General features: G+C 37.6%; 14 protein-coding genes. 5 read left to right on the top strand and 9 right to left on the bottom strand.

The window, feature by feature from the left end:
- The first annotated feature begins 158 nt into the window (after positions 1–158).
- The 3 genes from BLW74_RS19665 to BLW74_RS19655 all read left to right on the top strand — a co-directional run bounded on the left by BLW74_RS19665 (position 159) and on the right by BLW74_RS19655 (position 3,910).
- Positions 159–1,805, top strand: coding sequence for an ABC1 kinase family protein (locus BLW74_RS19665; protein ID WP_089695423.1), 1,647 nt, complete (start codon positions 159–161; stop codon positions 1,803–1,805).
- 91 nt (positions 1,806–1,896) lie between these two features.
- Positions 1,897–2,406, top strand: coding sequence for a hypothetical protein (locus BLW74_RS19660; protein WP_089695420.1), 510 nt, complete (start codon positions 1,897–1,899; stop codon positions 2,404–2,406).
- A gap of 151 nt (positions 2,407–2,557) precedes the next feature.
- Positions 2,558–3,910: a DEAD/DEAH box helicase gene (locus tag BLW74_RS19655; RefSeq protein WP_089695417.1), complete on the top strand. Its 1,353-nt coding sequence runs from the start codon at positions 2,558–2,560 to the stop codon at positions 3,908–3,910.
- Positions 3,911–4,038: 128 nt separating this feature from the next.
- Here the strand turns inward: BLW74_RS19655 and BLW74_RS19650 are convergent, their stop codons facing one another.
- From BLW74_RS19650 to BLW74_RS19625, 6 genes are all read right to left on the bottom strand, one after another.
- Entirely contained in the window at positions 4,039–4,695 is a 657-nt protein-coding gene (locus tag BLW74_RS19650; protein WP_089695414.1) for a GDSL-type esterase/lipase family protein, read from the bottom strand.
- Between the two features lie 65 nt (positions 4,696–4,760).
- Positions 4,761–5,222, bottom strand: a complete 462-nt coding sequence (locus BLW74_RS19645; RefSeq protein WP_089695412.1) for a lipocalin-like domain-containing protein — start codon at positions 5,220–5,222, stop codon at positions 4,761–4,763.
- 203 nt (positions 5,223–5,425) lie between these two features.
- Positions 5,426–6,589, bottom strand: a complete 1,164-nt coding sequence (locus BLW74_RS19640; protein ID WP_089695409.1) for an iron-containing alcohol dehydrogenase — start codon at positions 6,587–6,589, stop codon at positions 5,426–5,428.
- Positions 6,590–6,781: 192 nt separating this feature from the next.
- A complete protein-coding gene (locus BLW74_RS19635; protein ID WP_089695406.1) occupies positions 6,782–7,309 on the bottom strand; it encodes a hypothetical protein in 528 nt (175 codons plus the stop codon).
- A gap of 62 nt (positions 7,310–7,371) precedes the next feature.
- Complete coding sequence (locus BLW74_RS19630; RefSeq protein WP_089695403.1) at positions 7,372–9,579, bottom strand: DUF11 domain-containing protein; 2,208 nt, start codon at positions 9,577–9,579, stop codon at positions 7,372–7,374.
- Between the two features lie 223 nt (positions 9,580–9,802).
- Positions 9,803–10,210, bottom strand: a complete 408-nt coding sequence (locus BLW74_RS19625) for a winged helix-turn-helix transcriptional regulator (protein ID WP_089695400.1) — start codon at positions 10,208–10,210, stop codon at positions 9,803–9,805.
- Positions 10,211–10,309: 99 nt separating this feature from the next.
- On the opposite strand from BLW74_RS19625, the gene lpdA reads away from it, so the two are divergent.
- Positions 10,310–11,710, top strand: a complete 1,401-nt coding sequence (gene lpdA, locus BLW74_RS19620) for a dihydrolipoyl dehydrogenase (protein WP_089695397.1) — start codon at positions 10,310–10,312, stop codon at positions 11,708–11,710.
- 176 nt (positions 11,711–11,886) lie between these two features.
- Here lpdA and BLW74_RS19615 read toward each other — a convergent pair whose 3' ends face one another.
- From BLW74_RS19615 to BLW74_RS19605, 3 genes are all read right to left on the bottom strand, one after another.
- Positions 11,887–12,492 carry a hypothetical protein gene (locus tag BLW74_RS19615; RefSeq protein WP_167358480.1) on the bottom strand — a complete coding sequence of 202 codons (606 nt, stop codon included), beginning with the start codon at positions 12,490–12,492 and terminating at the stop codon, positions 11,887–11,889.
- 34 nt (positions 12,493–12,526) lie between these two features.
- On the bottom strand, positions 12,527–12,931 hold the full coding sequence (locus BLW74_RS19610; protein WP_089695391.1) for a hypothetical protein: 405 nt from the start codon (positions 12,929–12,931) through the stop codon (positions 12,527–12,529).
- Positions 12,932–13,065: 134 nt separating this feature from the next.
- Positions 13,066–13,797 carry a hypothetical protein gene (locus BLW74_RS19605; RefSeq protein ID WP_089695388.1) on the bottom strand — a complete coding sequence of 244 codons (732 nt, stop codon included), beginning with the start codon at positions 13,795–13,797 and terminating at the stop codon, positions 13,066–13,068.
- A gap of 127 nt (positions 13,798–13,924) precedes the next feature.
- On the opposite strand from BLW74_RS19605, the gene BLW74_RS19600 reads away from it, so the two are divergent.
- A complete protein-coding gene (locus tag BLW74_RS19600) occupies positions 13,925–16,459 on the top strand; it encodes a phosphoenolpyruvate carboxylase (RefSeq protein WP_089695386.1) in 2,535 nt (844 codons plus the stop codon).
- The last annotated feature ends 39 nt before the right edge of the window (positions 16,460–16,498 follow it).

The following is a 16,498-nucleotide window of genomic DNA, read 5'->3' as shown; positions in this document are numbered from 1 at the left end:
ATGATATATAAAGATTTTTCTAATTATTAATGTATTTAATTCTTTAAAATACTGATTATGTGTTGTTTTTTTTAACTTTCTGTGTTGGTGTTATGATAAATAATTCTTTTCATAAAGGAACAGTTTTTGGAGTACATTGCACCTACTATTGATACACTATGTTTGATAAGCAGCAAAGAAAACTGAAAAGATCCGCAAGACTGATTTCCGTACTGAGTAAATATGGATTTAAAGATATGCTGGCAAGAATGAACGGAGGAAACAAGCCTGAAGAACCATCTAATTCTGACGAAATTATTTCAAAGGGAACGGTTTATGAAAGAATAAGACTGGCTCTCGAAGAACTGGGACCCACTTTTGTCAAGCTTGGCCAGTCATTCAGCAATCGTGAAGATCTATTACCACCGGAACTGATTCAGGAGCTGCAGAAGCTTCAGGATAAGGTAGAAACCGTAGAGATGGACGTAGAAGAAATGCTGGAGAATGAGTTCAATATTTCTGTTCAGGATTATTTCCTCGAAATTCAGAAAGAACCCCTGGCCACAGCATCTATCGCCCAGGTGTATAAAGCGGTTTTAAAAGACGGAAGCCCCGTGATCTTAAAACTCAGAAAGCCTGATGTGCAGTCTGTTATTGAAGATGATCTCCTTCTTATTAAAGATATTGAAAAGCTGATATCCACTTATTCGGAGATAGGAGAGAAGCTGAATCTGAAACAGGCTATTTCCACTTTTGAAAAATCATTACTGGAAGAAGTCTCTTTGACGAATGAAAGAAATAACATCCTGCAGTTCCGTCTGAATTTTAAAAATAATAAAGAAACGTATGTCCCGAAAGTGTACGAAGAACTTTCCAATAACAATATTCTTTGTATGGAATTCATTGATGGAATAAAAGTTACGGATAAATCACTCCTTTTAGCCCATAATATTGATCCTGTGAAAGTTTCTGAAACAGGGCTCAGACTGTTTGTCTCTCAGATTTTAGACTACGGATTCTTCCATGCGGATCCACATGCCGGTAATATATTGGTGAAAAAAGACGGTAAAATTGTTTTTATTGATTTTGGTGCGGTAGGGAAGATTCAGCCCAATGATAAAGAAATCCTTGAAAATCTTATTGTAAGTTTTGTAGCGAAAAATTCTCATAAAATTGTCCGTTATCTCAAAAAAATGGCGGTAAGCTATGAAATACCGGATGAAAGAAGATTCGAAAATGACGTAGATGACATTCTGAATTTTGTTCACAGTTCCTCACTACAGGACATTAATGTGCAGGTGATCATCAATAAAATGAAAGATATTCTGAAAGAAAACAGGCTCTATATGCCGGATTATTTCTATCTTCTATTTAAAGGAATCAGCCTGATTGAGGGGGTGGGAAGAAATATCAATCCGGATCTGGATATCGTCAAAAGTCTGCATCCTTATACCAAGAAAATTTTTACCAAAAAGATCAGTCCAAAGAATATTTTAAAAACAGGAATGGACAGGATGATGAACTTCACGGATAATGTAGATGAAATCCCTAAAGAACTTCGTTCTGTACTGCAAAAACTTGACGAAAACAAGTTTACTGTTTCCAGTGAGATTAAAAATATAGAAAAAACCAACCAGCTGATCAAATCCAGTGTTATTAATCTGATTTTAGCCATGGTTTTAGGCGCTAATATCATTGCAACGGCTATCGTTTTTTCTTCAGAATCAGGACCCAGAATAGGGGAATTATCTTTGGTGGCAGTCTTGGGATTTGTTTTTTCAGTCCTGTTAGTTATAATACTCCTGCTGAGAGTTACCAGAAAATAAAAGTAAAGATGGCTGATCTGAAAGAAGCTCAAATCCTTACCACCATAACCCTTAATCGCGTAACTCAATAACTCATAACCTTAACCCCACAATGAAAACACTTATTATTACAGCAATCACCTTATTAAGCTCGTATTGTACCGCCCAGCAGGGAAACGAAGAGAACGTTCAGGGAGACTTTGACGGCAGTGGAACCAAAGAATATGCCTTCACTAAAGTCACGGACTGTGGTGAAGAATGCGAAGGCAAATGTGAAACCACGATTTACTTCAGTGATAAAAAGATAAAACCTATCACTATTTCACCGGCCAATCAGGGAATCCTGTATAATTTAGGCGACCTTAATGGCGACGGAAAAGATGAGATCGGTTTTTATCCCAACTGGTGTACCAGCTGCTGGCATCCATTTTATGTGTACACATTTGATAAAACAGGTTGGAAACCATTATTGCCTCCTATTTCAACCCACTGCAACCAGTGGGAAGAAGATAAATTTCCCATCAGAAAAGACCCGAAAAAGAAGGGATACGTAATTGTCACCTCAAGCAAATGGGAAGACGATGATATTAAAATCAAAGTCAGCAGTGTAAAGGTGAACTGATCAGCATAGCTGGATGACGGAGATTGAAAGAGAAGAAATAATCTGTGATACTCCATTATTTTGATCATCAATTCAGCTATGAAGTCTTATAATTTCCCAGCTTCATACTCCCGGTTTCCCTACTAAAAAATTAAATACCTATCTTTGCAAAATGGAAAAACTCACTTTTGCAGATTTTGACCTTCCGGTTAAAATTCTTGATGTTTTAGCGGATCTGGAATTATTTGAACCTACCCCAATTCAGGAGAAGAGCTTAAAACCTATTCTTTCCGGAAGAGATGTAATGGGAATTGCACAGACAGGAACCGGGAAAACATTAGCTTATCTTTTGCCCGTTCTGAAAACATGGAAATATAGCAAAACAGGAAATCCAACTGTTTTAGTGCTTGTTCCTACAAGAGAATTGGTAGTGCAGGTAACTGAAATTCTTGAGAAACTGACAGAAAATATTACAGCAAGAGTAATCGGAATATACGGTGGGAAAAATATCAACACGCAAAAACTGTTGTTTAATGACGGTTGTGATATTTTAGTAGGAACCCCTGGAAGAGTAATGGATCTTTCCATAGACAACGCTATTTCTCTGAAAGAAGTTCAGAAGCTGATCATTGATGAATTTGATGAGATGCTTAACTTAGGTTTCAGACCGCAGCTTACCCATATTTTTGAAATGATGAAAGAGAAGAGGCAGAATATTCTTTTCTCTGCAACCATGACTGAAGCGGTGGATGAAATGCTGGATGTGTATTTTGCAAGTCCTGTAGAAATTTCATTGGCAAAATCAGGAACTCCGCTTGAAAAAATTGAGCAGACGGCTTACAAAGTGGAAAACTTCAATACCAAGATCAACCTGCTGGAACATTTGCTGAAGAATGATACAGATATGTCTAAAGTTTTGATTTTTGCGAATAATAAAAAACATGCAGACCTGCTTTTCACTAAAATTGATGAGCTTTTCCCAGAGCAGTTTGATGTCATTCACTCCAATAAATCTCAAAACTACAGACTTAAGGCTATGAAAAGCTTTGAGAATGAGGAAATAAGAGGCTTGATTACCACAGACGTTATGGCAAGAGGTCTTGATATTTCAAATATTACCCACGTTATTAACTTTGAAACGCCTGATATTCCGGAGCAGTATATCCACAGAATCGGTAGAACAGGTAGAGCAGATAAAGAAGGAAAGGCCATTACTTTTGTTACTAAAAAGGAAGAACCTTTGGTTCTGGACATTGAACTGTTGATGGATAAGGATTTGAAGTTTAATGAATTCCCTGAAGAAGTTGAGATCAATCCTAAAAAGATTGCGGCCGAAGAAGATCAGGTAATAATGAAAAATCCGGTACAGGTAAAACTGAATGAAGGAGGAGGCGCATTCCACGAGAAAAAAGCTAAAAATACTAAAGAAAACTGGGGTGGACCTTCCAAAAGAAAGGCACCTAAGAAGTTTGGCGCCAACAGAGCCCAGCAGAAAGCAATATCGAAATCGAAAAGAAAGAAATAAAATAAAAAACGATTCCTGAAATGGAATCGTTTTTTTATTAAAGTTTAGGTTTCTTCATATTCATCCCGAAAATCTAGCTTTGTCTATAATCAGGTGAAATTCCGGGTGAATTAAAATAATACCAGTTATTACTTCAGGTAGGGCGTGATCACCTTTGTCCAGATTCTGTATCCTTCCGGCTTAAAGTGAAGCATATCTTCCACAAAAATATCTTTTCTTACGTTTCCATTGGCATCCTGCATGGCTTTTGTAACGTCAATAAATGCTGCATTCGGTTCTTTTTTCATAAAAGCAGCAATTTTTTTGTTGGCAATTTTCATCTGAGGCCAGATCACTTCTCTGCTTGGCGAATATTTGATGGAAATGTAATCTACTTCAATATCAGGAAATCTTTCACGGATCTTTCTGTAGAAAGCTTTGTACCTGTCAACTACCACTTTTGCCTTGAGCTTATGATCATCTGCAAAGTCATTTTCACCACAGTAAATGATGATCTGTTTGGGCTGGTAAGGAGCTAAGAGATCATTGGCAAAATAATTAAGATCTGTAAGTCTTGATCCCCCAAACCCTCTGTTGATAATGGTTTTTCCCGGAAAATAATCTGCAATATCAGTCCATTTGGTGAATGAGGAACTTCCGATAAATAAAATGGCATCCTTTTGAGGAGGGTTTTGCTGATCCAGTTTTTTAAACTCCTGGATGTCCTGCCAGAACATAGGTTTGTTTTCCTGACAAAAAGCAACAGTAAAGCACAGCAGTAAAAATGCTGTTAGAATCTTCTTCATTATATTCAGTTTTAAAATTAAGTATAAAAGTAATAAAAAACTCCCGATTAGCGGGAGTTTATGATTTATCTTTTGTAGGTAACGTAAGGAATATCAGGTATTTTATCTCCGTCCATGTCAAATATTCCTGACTGCTGAGCCAGTTTAAGATCCTTGTTGGTCAAAATATCAATTCTGTAGTTTACAGAGCCTTCATTTCCAAGTTTAATTCCTATCACCTTTGAATCAGCATCGTAAGTATATCTTCCTTCAGTTGTAGGAGCAGCAGTACAATTAGCACCTTCTCCTGTATACGCTGTGTAGCTTACATAATAATCTGTTCTTAAGAAAAGCGTATTTTTGGTGGCACATCCTGTTAAAGTTTCAGTATAAAGCACTGTTTTATTATCTTTTCCCGAAATTACTTCTCTTTTAACTTCTTTCCAATCTCCCTTCATGATATCCATATCATAAGCTTCAAGATTGTCGTCTTTACAAGAAGTAAGCGCAAGGGCAGAAAAGGCAAATAAAAGTAGCTGTTTTTTCATTTTCACAAATTTAAGAATATGCTAAAATATAAATAAATTTGAAATATCTGTAATGAAATAATGAATTTTTAAACAAATGTTTGTAAATTAAATAATTTTATGAATGCAGCGATGGAAGATGCAAGTTTCGTTTCATATATTTTCATATTGAAAATTAATATAAATACTTTCATCTTTAATCCCAAAACCGCACACCGAAATCACTAATAGCTCATCTCTACAATCTTATAAGCATCCTGAGGAGTCAGCTTCTTATGCTCTCCAAGCCCTAACCATTTTCTGTCTGTAAAGGCTTTTTCAACTTTTTCAGCAGTTCCCTTAAAGTCTTCCGTGTACTCGGAAAGTCTCGTTTTGATATGAAGACTGTGGAAGAATTCTTCCAGCTTTCTGATACCCAGTTCTGCTTTTTCTTCTACAGTTCCGTCTTTGATTCCCCAGACTCTTTCAGCGTACTGAGCCAGTTTCCCCTTTTTATCTTCGAAATTGTAACGGTAATGTGAAGGAGCAATTATTGCAAGTGTCCTTGCGTGGTCAATTCCAAAATAAGCGGTTAATTCATGTCCCATTGCATGTACTGCCCAGTCCGTAATCACTCCCTTTTGAATCAGTCCGTTCAGAGCCATTGTACAGCACCACATAAAATTACCGGCAGCATCATAATTAAATTCATCCGCCAATACTTTTGGAGCGGTCTCCTGAAGACTGATAAGAATACTTTCTGCAATTCTCTCCTGAAGATCAGCAGAAGAAGGAGCCGTCATATATTGTTCCAATACATGAGTATAGGCATCTGTAATCCCGTTTACAATTTGATTTTTAGGAATCGATCTTACAACCTCAGGATCCAGCACAGAAAACTGTGGGAAAAGGCCGGGACCTCCGGAAGACAGCTTTTCATTGGTTTCTCTTCTGGAGATAACATATCCTGAATTCATTTCAGAACCCGTTGCAGGCAATGTTAAAATACTGCCGAAAGGCATTCCCTGACCTTCAAACGTTCTTACCGACTTTCTCAGAATTTCCCATGGTTCTCCGTCATAATGAGCTGCTGCAGAAAGGAATTTTGTTCCGTCTATTACAGATCCGCCACCTACCGCAAGAAGATACGTGATGCTTTTTTCTTTGATAAAGCTCAGGGCGTTGATCAGAACTTCATATTCCGGATTGGCAGGAACGCCTCCGAATTCATAAACTTCATGATGTGCCAAGGCCTCCTTTACCTGATCGTAAACACCATTGTTTTTGATGCTTCCGCCTCCGTAAATCATTAATATTTTGGCATCTTGAGGAATTTCTTTGGAAATTTTAGCGATTTCGCCTTTCCCGAAAAGTATTTTTGTAGGGTTTTTAAACTCGAAATTAAGCATTGTTCTAAATTTATTTAAGCCAAATTTACGCAATGAAAAAGGAAAATTGAGTTAATGAAATTTTAAATTTATTATCATTGAATGTGATGGAAACTATTGAACCACTGCTTCACTTGGTGGTTCGCGCTATTATTGTTCAGATTTGAATCATATTATAAAAAAAACCTTCAGTAAAGAAGGTTTTAGTTAATGTTAGGGTTTCCAAAAAGTCCAGACTTTTCCGTTATAGACGGCCAGTTGCTTTTTTACAGTGTCGTAAGCTATCATACCGGCGCTGGGTGCAATGATATTCAGGTGAGGGCTTGCCACTTTAGGCAGTACCATTGCTTTGTTGGTATCAGCAAGAACCAGTATTCCTTTTGTAGAATCTGTTCCTGTATCTGCTGAGTTGATGGAAACTTTAGCTCCGGGCTGCTCTGTTCTGTCGGCTGCCTGAATGCTTAAATCCGCAGCTCCTGTTGTGTCAACGCTCAGATCAAACCATGTATTGGTATCTTTTAAATATTTTACCTTATTATCTGAAGTATCAAAAATAAGGGTTCCGTTATCTGTAATTCCTGTTTTATCAGTAACATAAGGAAGTAATAAACCTTTACTTTCCGTATCTCCAAACTGCAGAGATACAGAAGCATTGCTTACGGATGCTCTGCTTATTCCAATTTGTGCCGACACCAGATCAGCGGTCAAAAAAACTCCTATTAATAGTATATTTTTAATCATTTTTATTTTTTTTAGTTAAAACTGAGATTCTGAAAGCGTTTCAGGCACTCAGAAAATTGTTATTAATCCGGACAGGTTTGTGTAGTGATGCAGAACCATCCAAAAGTAGTTCCTCCATCTTGTGAAGTATACATTTTTAGGCACTTGTTTGTTGTGTCATACACCATCATTCCTTCCACGAAATCTGCAGGTGGAATACCAATAGGATTTCCCGAAGCGTTAAACGCAATTCTGTTTACGACGAAACCTTTTGTTCTGGCTTCCAGAGCCAGCCATGCTCCCTGGCGTACAGCCGGAAAATTATCTGAGTTCTGAGCTGCTGTTCTTTGCAGCGAAGAAATTCCCACTTTACTGATCAGTGCAGGATTTCCTGCTGTGGCAACAGCACCTGGCTTGTAGCAGCTCGTAGTAACAGTCACGGTAAGTCTTGCCGTTGTGCAATTGGTGCATGTATTGGTAGTGCTTCCATAGGTGGTATAATAGCAGTAGCTGTAATCCATTGTATAGACACCGGCAGGAGTTCCTGAAGGGATATTTACGCTTCCATCAGCATTCAGTATCAGCGCACCCGGTACAGATTGAGAAACCATGGTAACTTTTGTATTGGAGTTACTGTTTAATGTAGCTGGCGATGCACCGTTCAGAACATCATTCGTCAGGACATTGATAACATTATTTCCTGGCTGTGCTGTGATAGCATCGTTATTAGCCGTAATATTATCCAGCGGTGTAACATATACCGAAGTCATGTCGATGGTATTATTAGCCGGATTCGCATCAGTTGAAGCTCCTGCAACAGTTGCATTTCCAATAAACTGGATATTTCCAGGATTCTGTCCTACTTTATAGGTAAGGGTAATAGTAGATGAAGCCCCATTGATTCCAAGACTTGGAATAGTCCATTTTCTTGTAGTATTGTCATAGGTTCCTGAAGTAGCCGTATAAGACTGGAAGATATATGAATTAGGATCAGCATCTGCTAATGTTGCGGTAACGGGATTATTAGCCACACCTGCGGAATTGTTTACAGTATAGGTTAAGGTAAATGTGCTTCCTTTTTTCACGCAGGTACTGCTTACGCCACCATAGGCTATGCTCAGATCGGAACATGCAGCATTGGTGATTTTAATCGTAGCTCTTGGAGAATTACATTGATTAGCCGTATCAACATATTCTGCAGTGTAATTACCTGCTCCCGTAACATTGGTAGGATCTGCAATAAGATTTCCGGAAGGATCATAATAACGCAGTGCGATGTTACTTCCTGGGGCAGGTCCTGTATACAGGGAGGTAAGATCTACACTGGTTCCTGCACATACTGCTTTATTAGAGAATGATGGAGGAGTTGTAGGAGCGTTGCACGCAAAAAGAATATCACTTGTACTGGTATATGTACCAGGTGTAGTTCCGAAGTCCAGAGATATTCCATATGAATTAGTTAGTTGAGTAGGCCCAATGGTATTATTGAAAATAGCATCACCATCTAAGTCACCGGGTACACCGCTCATACCGTAGGCATAATATCCGGACCATTGTGTTCCCGAATTATATTTAAAAGCTTGATAAAGCTGCGGTGTATTACCAATACCTACTGTATAATAAGGAGCAGCACCATTTACAAATCCTGATTCATCGGCCGACAATAATTGGGCGCCATCTAGAAAATGAGCCAGTTTTACAGGAGCAGTACTGCCTGAAGGAATTTCAATGCTATATGTTACTGTTAAATAATTGTTTGGAATGGTATAAGAATATTTGAGATTCAAATAATAAGTAAGTCCTCCTGCCACTGCACTAAGACGGATGTCCAATGCCTGCGTATTTCCTGAGGTGGAACAGGTGTTGGAAACAACATTCATTAATGAGCTGGTTGCCTGGCTGTATCCTGAGATAGGATCGTACGTCATACTTTTTATTTTGTAATATTTATTACCTATAAAGAGCAGAAGACCGTCTCCCTGTGAACCATTGGCAGCATTATATGGGCTTCCTGAAGAAATTGTACTTCCATACAGTTGATATACACCGTTTTTTAATACCTGGAAATTGCCGGCACCGGTAATCTGAATTTGAAGTCCGTTTGTAGCCGTATTCCCGCCGCTGGGATTCAGCACGGTAAGATCATTAAAATTGGCGTTGGTACAGGTCTGCGAATAGACATTTGATGAAATGAATAAAGATAGAAAAAGGATGAGCTGAAAAACAGTTCCGCAGCTTTTTATAAAAGCTGCCTGGGCACATCTAGAGCGCCTAATGAATTTTTTTTGCATAAGTGTATTTTTTTGGTTCACAAAACTATAAACTATTTATCCTTTTGATGAATTTTAAGACCTTACATAGGTATTACATCTTAGGAATGAATGGTATTAACAGATTTTGTGGTCATGGAATAATATCCACAGTGATCGGGATTTAAATAAAAAAAATATACTTCAATAATTGAAGTACATTGTTTTATATTCAGGTCCGGAGATTATCTTAACATAATTTTGTTCAGAAGGCAGGAGAAAGATATTCTTTAGCTCTTTTTATAAACCCTTCTTTATCTTTTTTAATTTCTTCCAGCAGTTTTTTACGGTCATCAGGAACAGTCAGATACTGATCCCCCCACAGATTGATTTCCACAATTACAGGGATAAGGTCAATTCCTTTCTGAGTCAGAAAATAAAGAATTTTCAGCTTACTGTCCGGATGATCTTTTTTATCAATAATTCCGTTGTCTAAAAGGTTTTGCAGCCTTGTTGCAAGAATATTGGTGGCTATTTTTTCTTCTGCCTTGAGGAAATCCCCGTAAGTACATTCCTTTTTCAGCATAAGATCTCTTATGATTAGCAGAGACCATTTGTCTCCCCACATTTCCAGTGAACAGCTTATCGGGCAGTCTGATCTTTTTTTACTCATTTTGTTAATTTAAAAATAATACTTGCAAATTGGAAGTGTTTGATTTAATTTTGCTTTTATTTTGCAAGTAAATTTAATCATAAAAAATAAATAAATCAAATGGATCATTATGACATTGCCATAATAGGCTCAGGCCCCGGAGGATATGTTGCTGCTATCAGGAGTGTACAGCTGGGATATAAAACAGTGATTATCGAAAAATATGATACGTTAGGCGGAACATGCACCAATGTGGGCTGTATTCCTACCAAAGCCTTATTAGACAGTACCCATCATTATGCAGAAGCGAAACATAAATTCAATGAACATGGGATTAAACTGAATACAATAGGCCTGGATTTTTCCCAAATGTACAGGAGAAAAGCAGATGTAGTTTCTAAAAATATAGCAGGCCTGGATTTTTTAATGAATAAAAATAAGATTACAAGGCTAAAAGGTACAGCAGGCTTTATCAATAATTCTACGATAAAAATCATCAATGAATCTGAAGTTAAAGAGGTAACCGCCCAGCATTTTATTATCGCTACGGGGTCAAAACCTTCAACCATCCCCGGAGTGGAAATTGATAAAAAGAGAATTATTACTTCTACAGAAGCATTGTCTTTACAGGAAAAACCAGAATCTATGGTAATTATCGGCGGTGGAGTAATAGGGGTGGAAATGGCTTCGATTTTTAACCGTATCGGCACCAAGGTGACCATCTTGGAATATGCTGATCATTTAATTGCATCCATGGATCATGAACTGGGAAAAAACCTTCAGAAAATCCTGAAAAAAGAAGACATTGACATCCGACTTAATCATGTCGTTTACAAAACAGAAAATAATGGCTCTTCAGCTAAAGTATTCTTTAAAGATAAAAATGGGGCAGAGGATGAACTGGAAGCAGAGTATATCCTGGTGGCAGTAGGAAGAAGCCCGTATGTGAAAGGGCTTGGCCTTGAAAATACGGATATACAGCTCGATGCAAGAGGTTTTATTAAAGTAAATGAAAACAACCAGACATCTGCGTCCCAGATCTATGCGATTGGAGATGTTATCGGCGGGGCCATGCTGGCTCATAAAGCTGAAGAAGAAGGTGTTTTTGTAGCAGAAACCATTCATGGACAAAAGCGTCATATTCATTACAGCCGTATTCCTTCAGTAGTGTATACCTGGCCTGAAGTAGCGTCTGTAGGGTATACGGAAGAGTATCTGAAACAAAATAATATTGCCTATAATGTAGGAAAATTCCCGTTTTCTGCCAGTGCAAGAGCTCGTGCTTCAATGGATATGGAAGGCTTTGCGAAAGTACTGGTAGATCCTAAATATGGAGAAGTTCTGGGCGTTCATATCATTGGCGCCAGGGCCGCAGACCTGATTGCTCAAGGGGTAATTGCTCAGGAATATGAGGTAACAGCAGAAGATATGTTCCATATTTCCTATGCCCATCCAACCTATTCTGAAACTCTTAAAGAAGCCTACCTGATAGCATCCGGGCAGGGTGCGATTAATATATAAAGAAAAGATTAAACCATTAAGATCTGTGAAGAGGATGAGAATAATTAAGATTCATCTCAGCTGAAAAAATAAGGCGTATTGCTAAAGAAATAGCTTGAGCTATTCTCTTAACTATTCTTATCAACTTAAAAAATCTTAATGGTTTAAAATATAATAGTATTTTTCAAAAGGATCAGTTACAAAGAAGTACAGTTTTCATCCTTTGCATACACTCCATTGCTTTTCGTTTCAAGTTTTCCGTTTTTTCTATTGATTTTAACGAAAAAAGATTCTTTCACAGCCGGACAACCCTTAGACTGCATAAGATACATAGAAATATGGCGTTCGTCAATTTTATAGGCTCCGGTAAACCGGTTACCTGTATCCACAGAATAACCATATGTTTTTGCCAGTAAAATAGCTTCAGGAAGATTATCAACTGTTCCGATAAAATCTCTCAGCTGCTGTTCATTCGAAAAATACACTGATCTTTCATTCTTACACGCCAGAATGTATGAAAAACAGTTATTCCCAATACATTTCTGGAAAAATCCTTTTTCAGGAACAGGTTCATTGATCGTCATAAACTCTGGTGCCTGACTTTCATAGATCACTGCTTTTTCATCATCCGAATCGTTGCTGAGAACACGCCAGTACGCATATTCTTTATCTGGTACAACAAACGGGTAGAGATATTCTACAGTATCCAGGATATCAGGAATTTTTTTATAATCATCCGGAACCCTGATCTGGCTGGAAAGCAGACTGGAAAAGATCAGGGAGAATATGACGATTACTTTCATAGAGAATGTGTTTATAGGGTAAATGTAATGAGAATTACTGCAAAACAATTTTGTAGTATCCTTTTTCATCAGTTACATCAATACCTATGCCTGTAAATGTTAATTTATTAATCTGATAACCATCACACCCTCCTTTAAACTCGGAGGATTGAATGGAAAAGTCAAGATCTTTAATATTGGAATAAAATTTATATTTTTTTGTTCCGTTATAGGCTCCTACATTTTCTAAGAGAATCCTGTTATCAGATGTTTTGGAAAGTGATATACTTACGTTATTCTCATCCTGAATTGAATAGCTCGTTAAGGTCCCGTTGGTAATAAGATTTTCGTTGCTGGAATTGACGAACTCAAAAATGATCGGTAACGGTGCATTATAACAATCTTTTTCACAAGAGATGAACAGAAGCGTGATCAGTAAAAAAATAAATATTTTTTTCATTGTATTTCAGATTTAATTCCCAATTACTTATGCGTGAACGTTTTACAAAGATAGTAAAATTGGTGTTTAAACACTTTTATAAGAATTTCCGGATTTCCTTTTTATTTGTAAAAGCGATCAGGAATATTCCTTCATCAGTTTACCATATGCTCTACAAACGGAACAATTTTTCCATTTTCAATTTTTCCTTTGATATAGATAGAATCTCCGTTCTTAAAGAGATACTCTTTCACCAGCAGGTTGGTTAAACCATAAGGTTCAAGAAATAAATTTACCCACGGATGCTGATTTTTCAGAACGGATATTTTTGCGTTTTCTGTTGGCTGATACCTTTGCAGGTAAGCAGGCGTTTTATAATTGGTGGCATAAGCGCTTTGTGTAAGATGCTTCTTTCCGCTTACATTATCCGCGATACACAAGGAAAAATGAACAGGATATAACTGATTATTGATTGAAAGTTGGGCGCCTTCAGGATATCCTGCAATAACACTATAGTCGAACTCTTCGTAAATACTGGACGGAAGCTTGGTTTTTAAATCTGTGTGAAAGTTAGCAAAACCAATCCGCAGAAGGTACATGGCAGACTCTTTTCCTGAGATAGGTGAAGTGATTGTTTGATCCGTATATATTTTACATTTCAGAACGGGTAAAGAGGCAATTTTATCCAGTTGTTTGTTGTGATTATCTACTGCTTCCTGCATGGAGCCTATACTGTTGAAAATAAAAAAGCCAAATCCTATAAACATAGAAATGCAGATAAATATAAAAACGCCGAATAGGATAAGAATGGTCTTAATTCCTTTTTTATCAACCTTTGTTCCGTTTGATTTGATATTGATATCGGCATTGAAATTGAATTTAATCATAGAGTTAACATGGTTGCCAAAAATAATCAAATTTTAAACAGAAATTACTACTGTTTTTTTGAATTTCTGTCTTAATTTTTGTCATTTGTCAACTCAACTCATTTGAAAATCGCTTACATTTGTTACTATGATACATGACCAACGCGCAGAAAAATTCAGGCAGATTGTGGAAAATAAGTTCCAGATCTACAATTCATTATTTATGAGCCTGCCTTATGATAAAATGACGAATATCGGAATGCTGCTTCCGTTTCTCTATGAAGAAAGCAGAACCGGTTATGAAGCAGGGAAAACTCCTGAAGATATCGTCGAAGAATTTTTTAAAAACCATACCGATCTCCAGAACGAAGAGCAGAAGCTCGAACTGCTTTTCAAGATCATTCAGTATATAGAAAGACAGGTTGTTTTGTTTGACAGTATTGAAGATGCTGCATTCCCTAACCTTCATTCTGAAAGTGATAACGGTACTGTAACGAACCTTTTTGAACGTTCTGTTCAGGATCATAAAATTGAAAAAGTACGCGAGAAACTGAAAGATTTCAGTGTAAAAGTAGTATTTACGGCTCACCCCACTCAGTTTTACCCAAGCTCCGTACAGAGAATTATTCAGGATTTGAGAGGGGCCATTACCGGCGATTCTGTGACGCAGATTGATATGCTTCTTCAGCAGCTGGGGAAGACTCCTTTTGTCAACAAAGAAAAACCTACGCCAATAGATGAGGCGCTGAGCATTATTTCTTACCTGAGATATGTATACTATGATACCATTGGTGAACTGTTTACAAAGATCAAAAAAACATTCGGAAACGGCCATTTTCACCTTCATGAAGATATCATCCAGCTTGGCTTCTGGCCAGGAGGTGACAGAGACGGAAATCCGTTTGTAACAGCAGAGGTAACCAAGAGAGTGGCAGAGGAACTTCGTTCAGCCATTTTAAAATCGTACTACAGCCATTTGAAATTTATCAGAAGAAGATTAAGTTTCAGAGGGGTTTCTGAAGTGCTAACCCAACTAAGCGAAGAGCTGTATGCGGCTATTTTCGACGGAAAAGACATTAAGGCAGAAGATATTTTAAACAAAGCAGATGAAGCGGAAAAAATACTGATCAATGAACATAATTCTTTGTTTTTAGATCTTTTGGTGAATTTCAGAGACCGTGTGATGATCTTCGGAACTCACTTTGCAACACTGGACATCCGGCAGGACAGCAGAATTCATCAGAAAGTCATTGATGAGGTCTACGCAAAAGTATATGGGAATGAAGCTGCTGATTATGATCAGAAATTCAGCAAGCTGATTGAGGTTTCAGAAAAAGTACATGCAGAAGATTTTGAAGACATTGTAAAAGATACACTGTTAACGGTTTCCCAGGTTACAGAAATCCAGAATCTGAACGGACTTCGAGGCATGAACCGTTATATTATTTCCAATTCTGATGCGGTAAAAGATGTTATGAATGTCTATGCATTCTTTAAAATATGCGGTTACAAAGACGAAGATATCAATATGGATATTGTTCCGCTTTTTGAAACCATGGAAGGCCTTGCCAACGCTGAAAATGTAATGGCCGAGTTATATCATCATCCAGTCTATAAAAAACACCTTGAAAAAAGAGGAAACCAGCAGACAATTATGCTTGGATTCTCGGACGGAACCAAAGACGGAGGATATCTAAAAGCCAATTGGGAAATTTACAAAGCAAAAGAAGTACTCACTCAGCTTTCCGAGCAGAATAACATTAAAGTGGTATTCTTCGACGGCAGAGGCGGGCCGCCAGCCAGAGGTGGAGGAAAAACCCACGATTTTTACGCTTCACAGGGAAAAACGATTGCCAATAATAAGATTGAACTGACCATTCAGGGGCAGACAATTACCAGTATTTTCGGAAATAAAGAACAGGCAAAATACAATTTTGAACAGCTTCTGACAGCCGGAGTTGAAAATGATGTCTTCAAAAATGCGAAAAAAGAACTTACCGAAAAGGAAAGAGCTTTAATTATTGAGCTGGCAGATATCAGCTATCAAAAATATTCAGACTTAAAAGCGCACCCAATGTTTGTTCCCTATCTTCAGGAAATGAGTACCCTTGAATATTACGGAAAAACCAATATCGGAAGCCGCCCTTCTAAAAGAGGAAACGGGAATGAACTGAAATTTGAGGACTTGAGAGCCATTCCGTTCGTAGGTTCATGGTCTCAATTAAAGCAGAATGTACCAGGTTTTTTTGGTTTTGGCTATGCCATGCAAAAGATGAAGGAGCAGGGCAGGTTTGAAGAGGTAAGAGAGCTGTACAAAGGTTCTGATTTCTTCAAAACTTTAGTTTTAAACTCTATGATGAGTATGAATAAATCCTATTTCCCTCTGACCTATTACATTAAAAACAATCCGAAATTTGGTGAATTCTGGAATGTTCTTTTCAATGAATATGAACTTTCAAGAGATATTATGCTGGAGCTGACAGGATTTAAAATGCTGCAGGAAGAGGATCCATTATCCAGAAAATCTGTAAAAATCCGCGAAAAAATTGTCCTTCCCCTGTTGAGCATTCAGCAGTATGCCTTAATGAAGATCCAGAAGGGAGAAGGGAATAAAGAAGCTTATGAGAAGCTGGTAACCCGTTCTTTATTCGGGAATATCAACGCGAGCAGAAATTCAGCGTAAGCTATTTTTAAAATAAGAATGACCATAACGAAATGATAA

It is taken from the genome of Chryseobacterium culicis, assembly GCF_900108365.1.
Taxonomy (GTDB): Bacteria; Bacteroidota; Bacteroidia; order Flavobacteriales; family Weeksellaceae; genus Chryseobacterium; species Chryseobacterium culicis.
This window is presented reverse-complemented; position numbering and strand designations above follow the sequence as displayed.

What these genes read in the sequence shown, in the direction of transcription:
- BLW74_RS19630 (WP_089695403.1), bottom strand. Translation starts at nt 9,579, where the DNA reads ATGCAAAAAAAATTCATTAGGCGCTCTAGATGTGCCCAGGCAGCTTTT.
- BLW74_RS19625 (WP_089695400.1), bottom strand. Translation starts at nt 10,210, where the DNA reads ATGAGTAAAAAAAGATCAGACTGCCCGATAAGCTGTTCACTGGAAATG.
- BLW74_RS19660 (WP_089695420.1), top strand. Translation starts at nt 1,897, where the DNA reads ATGAAAACACTTATTATTACAGCAATCACCTTATTAAGCTCGTATTGT.
- BLW74_RS19655 (WP_089695417.1), top strand. Translation starts at nt 2,558, where the DNA reads ATGGAAAAACTCACTTTTGCAGATTTTGACCTTCCGGTTAAAATTCTT.
- BLW74_RS19600 (WP_089695386.1), top strand. Translation starts at nt 13,925, where the DNA reads ATGATACATGACCAACGCGCAGAAAAATTCAGGCAGATTGTGGAAAAT.
- BLW74_RS19665 (WP_089695423.1), top strand. Translation starts at nt 159, where the DNA reads ATGTTTGATAAGCAGCAAAGAAAACTGAAAAGATCCGCAAGACTGATT.
- BLW74_RS19610 (WP_089695391.1), bottom strand. Translation starts at nt 12,931, where the DNA reads ATGAAAAAAATATTTATTTTTTTACTGATCACGCTTCTGTTCATCTCT.
- BLW74_RS19645 (WP_089695412.1), bottom strand. Translation starts at nt 5,222, where the DNA reads ATGAAAAAACAGCTACTTTTATTTGCCTTTTCTGCCCTTGCGCTTACT.
- BLW74_RS19650 (WP_089695414.1), bottom strand. Translation starts at nt 4,695, where the DNA reads ATGAAGAAGATTCTAACAGCATTTTTACTGCTGTGCTTTACTGTTGCT.
- BLW74_RS19635 (WP_089695406.1), bottom strand. Translation starts at nt 7,309, where the DNA reads ATGATTAAAAATATACTATTAATAGGAGTTTTTTTGACCGCTGATCTG.
- BLW74_RS19615 (WP_167358480.1), bottom strand. Translation starts at nt 12,492, where the DNA reads ATGAAAGTAATCGTCATATTCTCCCTGATCTTTTCCAGTCTGCTTTCC.
- BLW74_RS19640 (WP_089695409.1), bottom strand. Translation starts at nt 6,589, where the DNA reads ATGCTTAATTTCGAGTTTAAAAACCCTACAAAAATACTTTTCGGGAAA.
- lpdA (WP_089695397.1), top strand. Translation starts at nt 10,310, where the DNA reads ATGGATCATTATGACATTGCCATAATAGGCTCAGGCCCCGGAGGATAT.
- BLW74_RS19605 (WP_089695388.1), bottom strand. Translation starts at nt 13,797, where the DNA reads ATGATTAAATTCAATTTCAATGCCGATATCAATATCAAATCAAACGGA.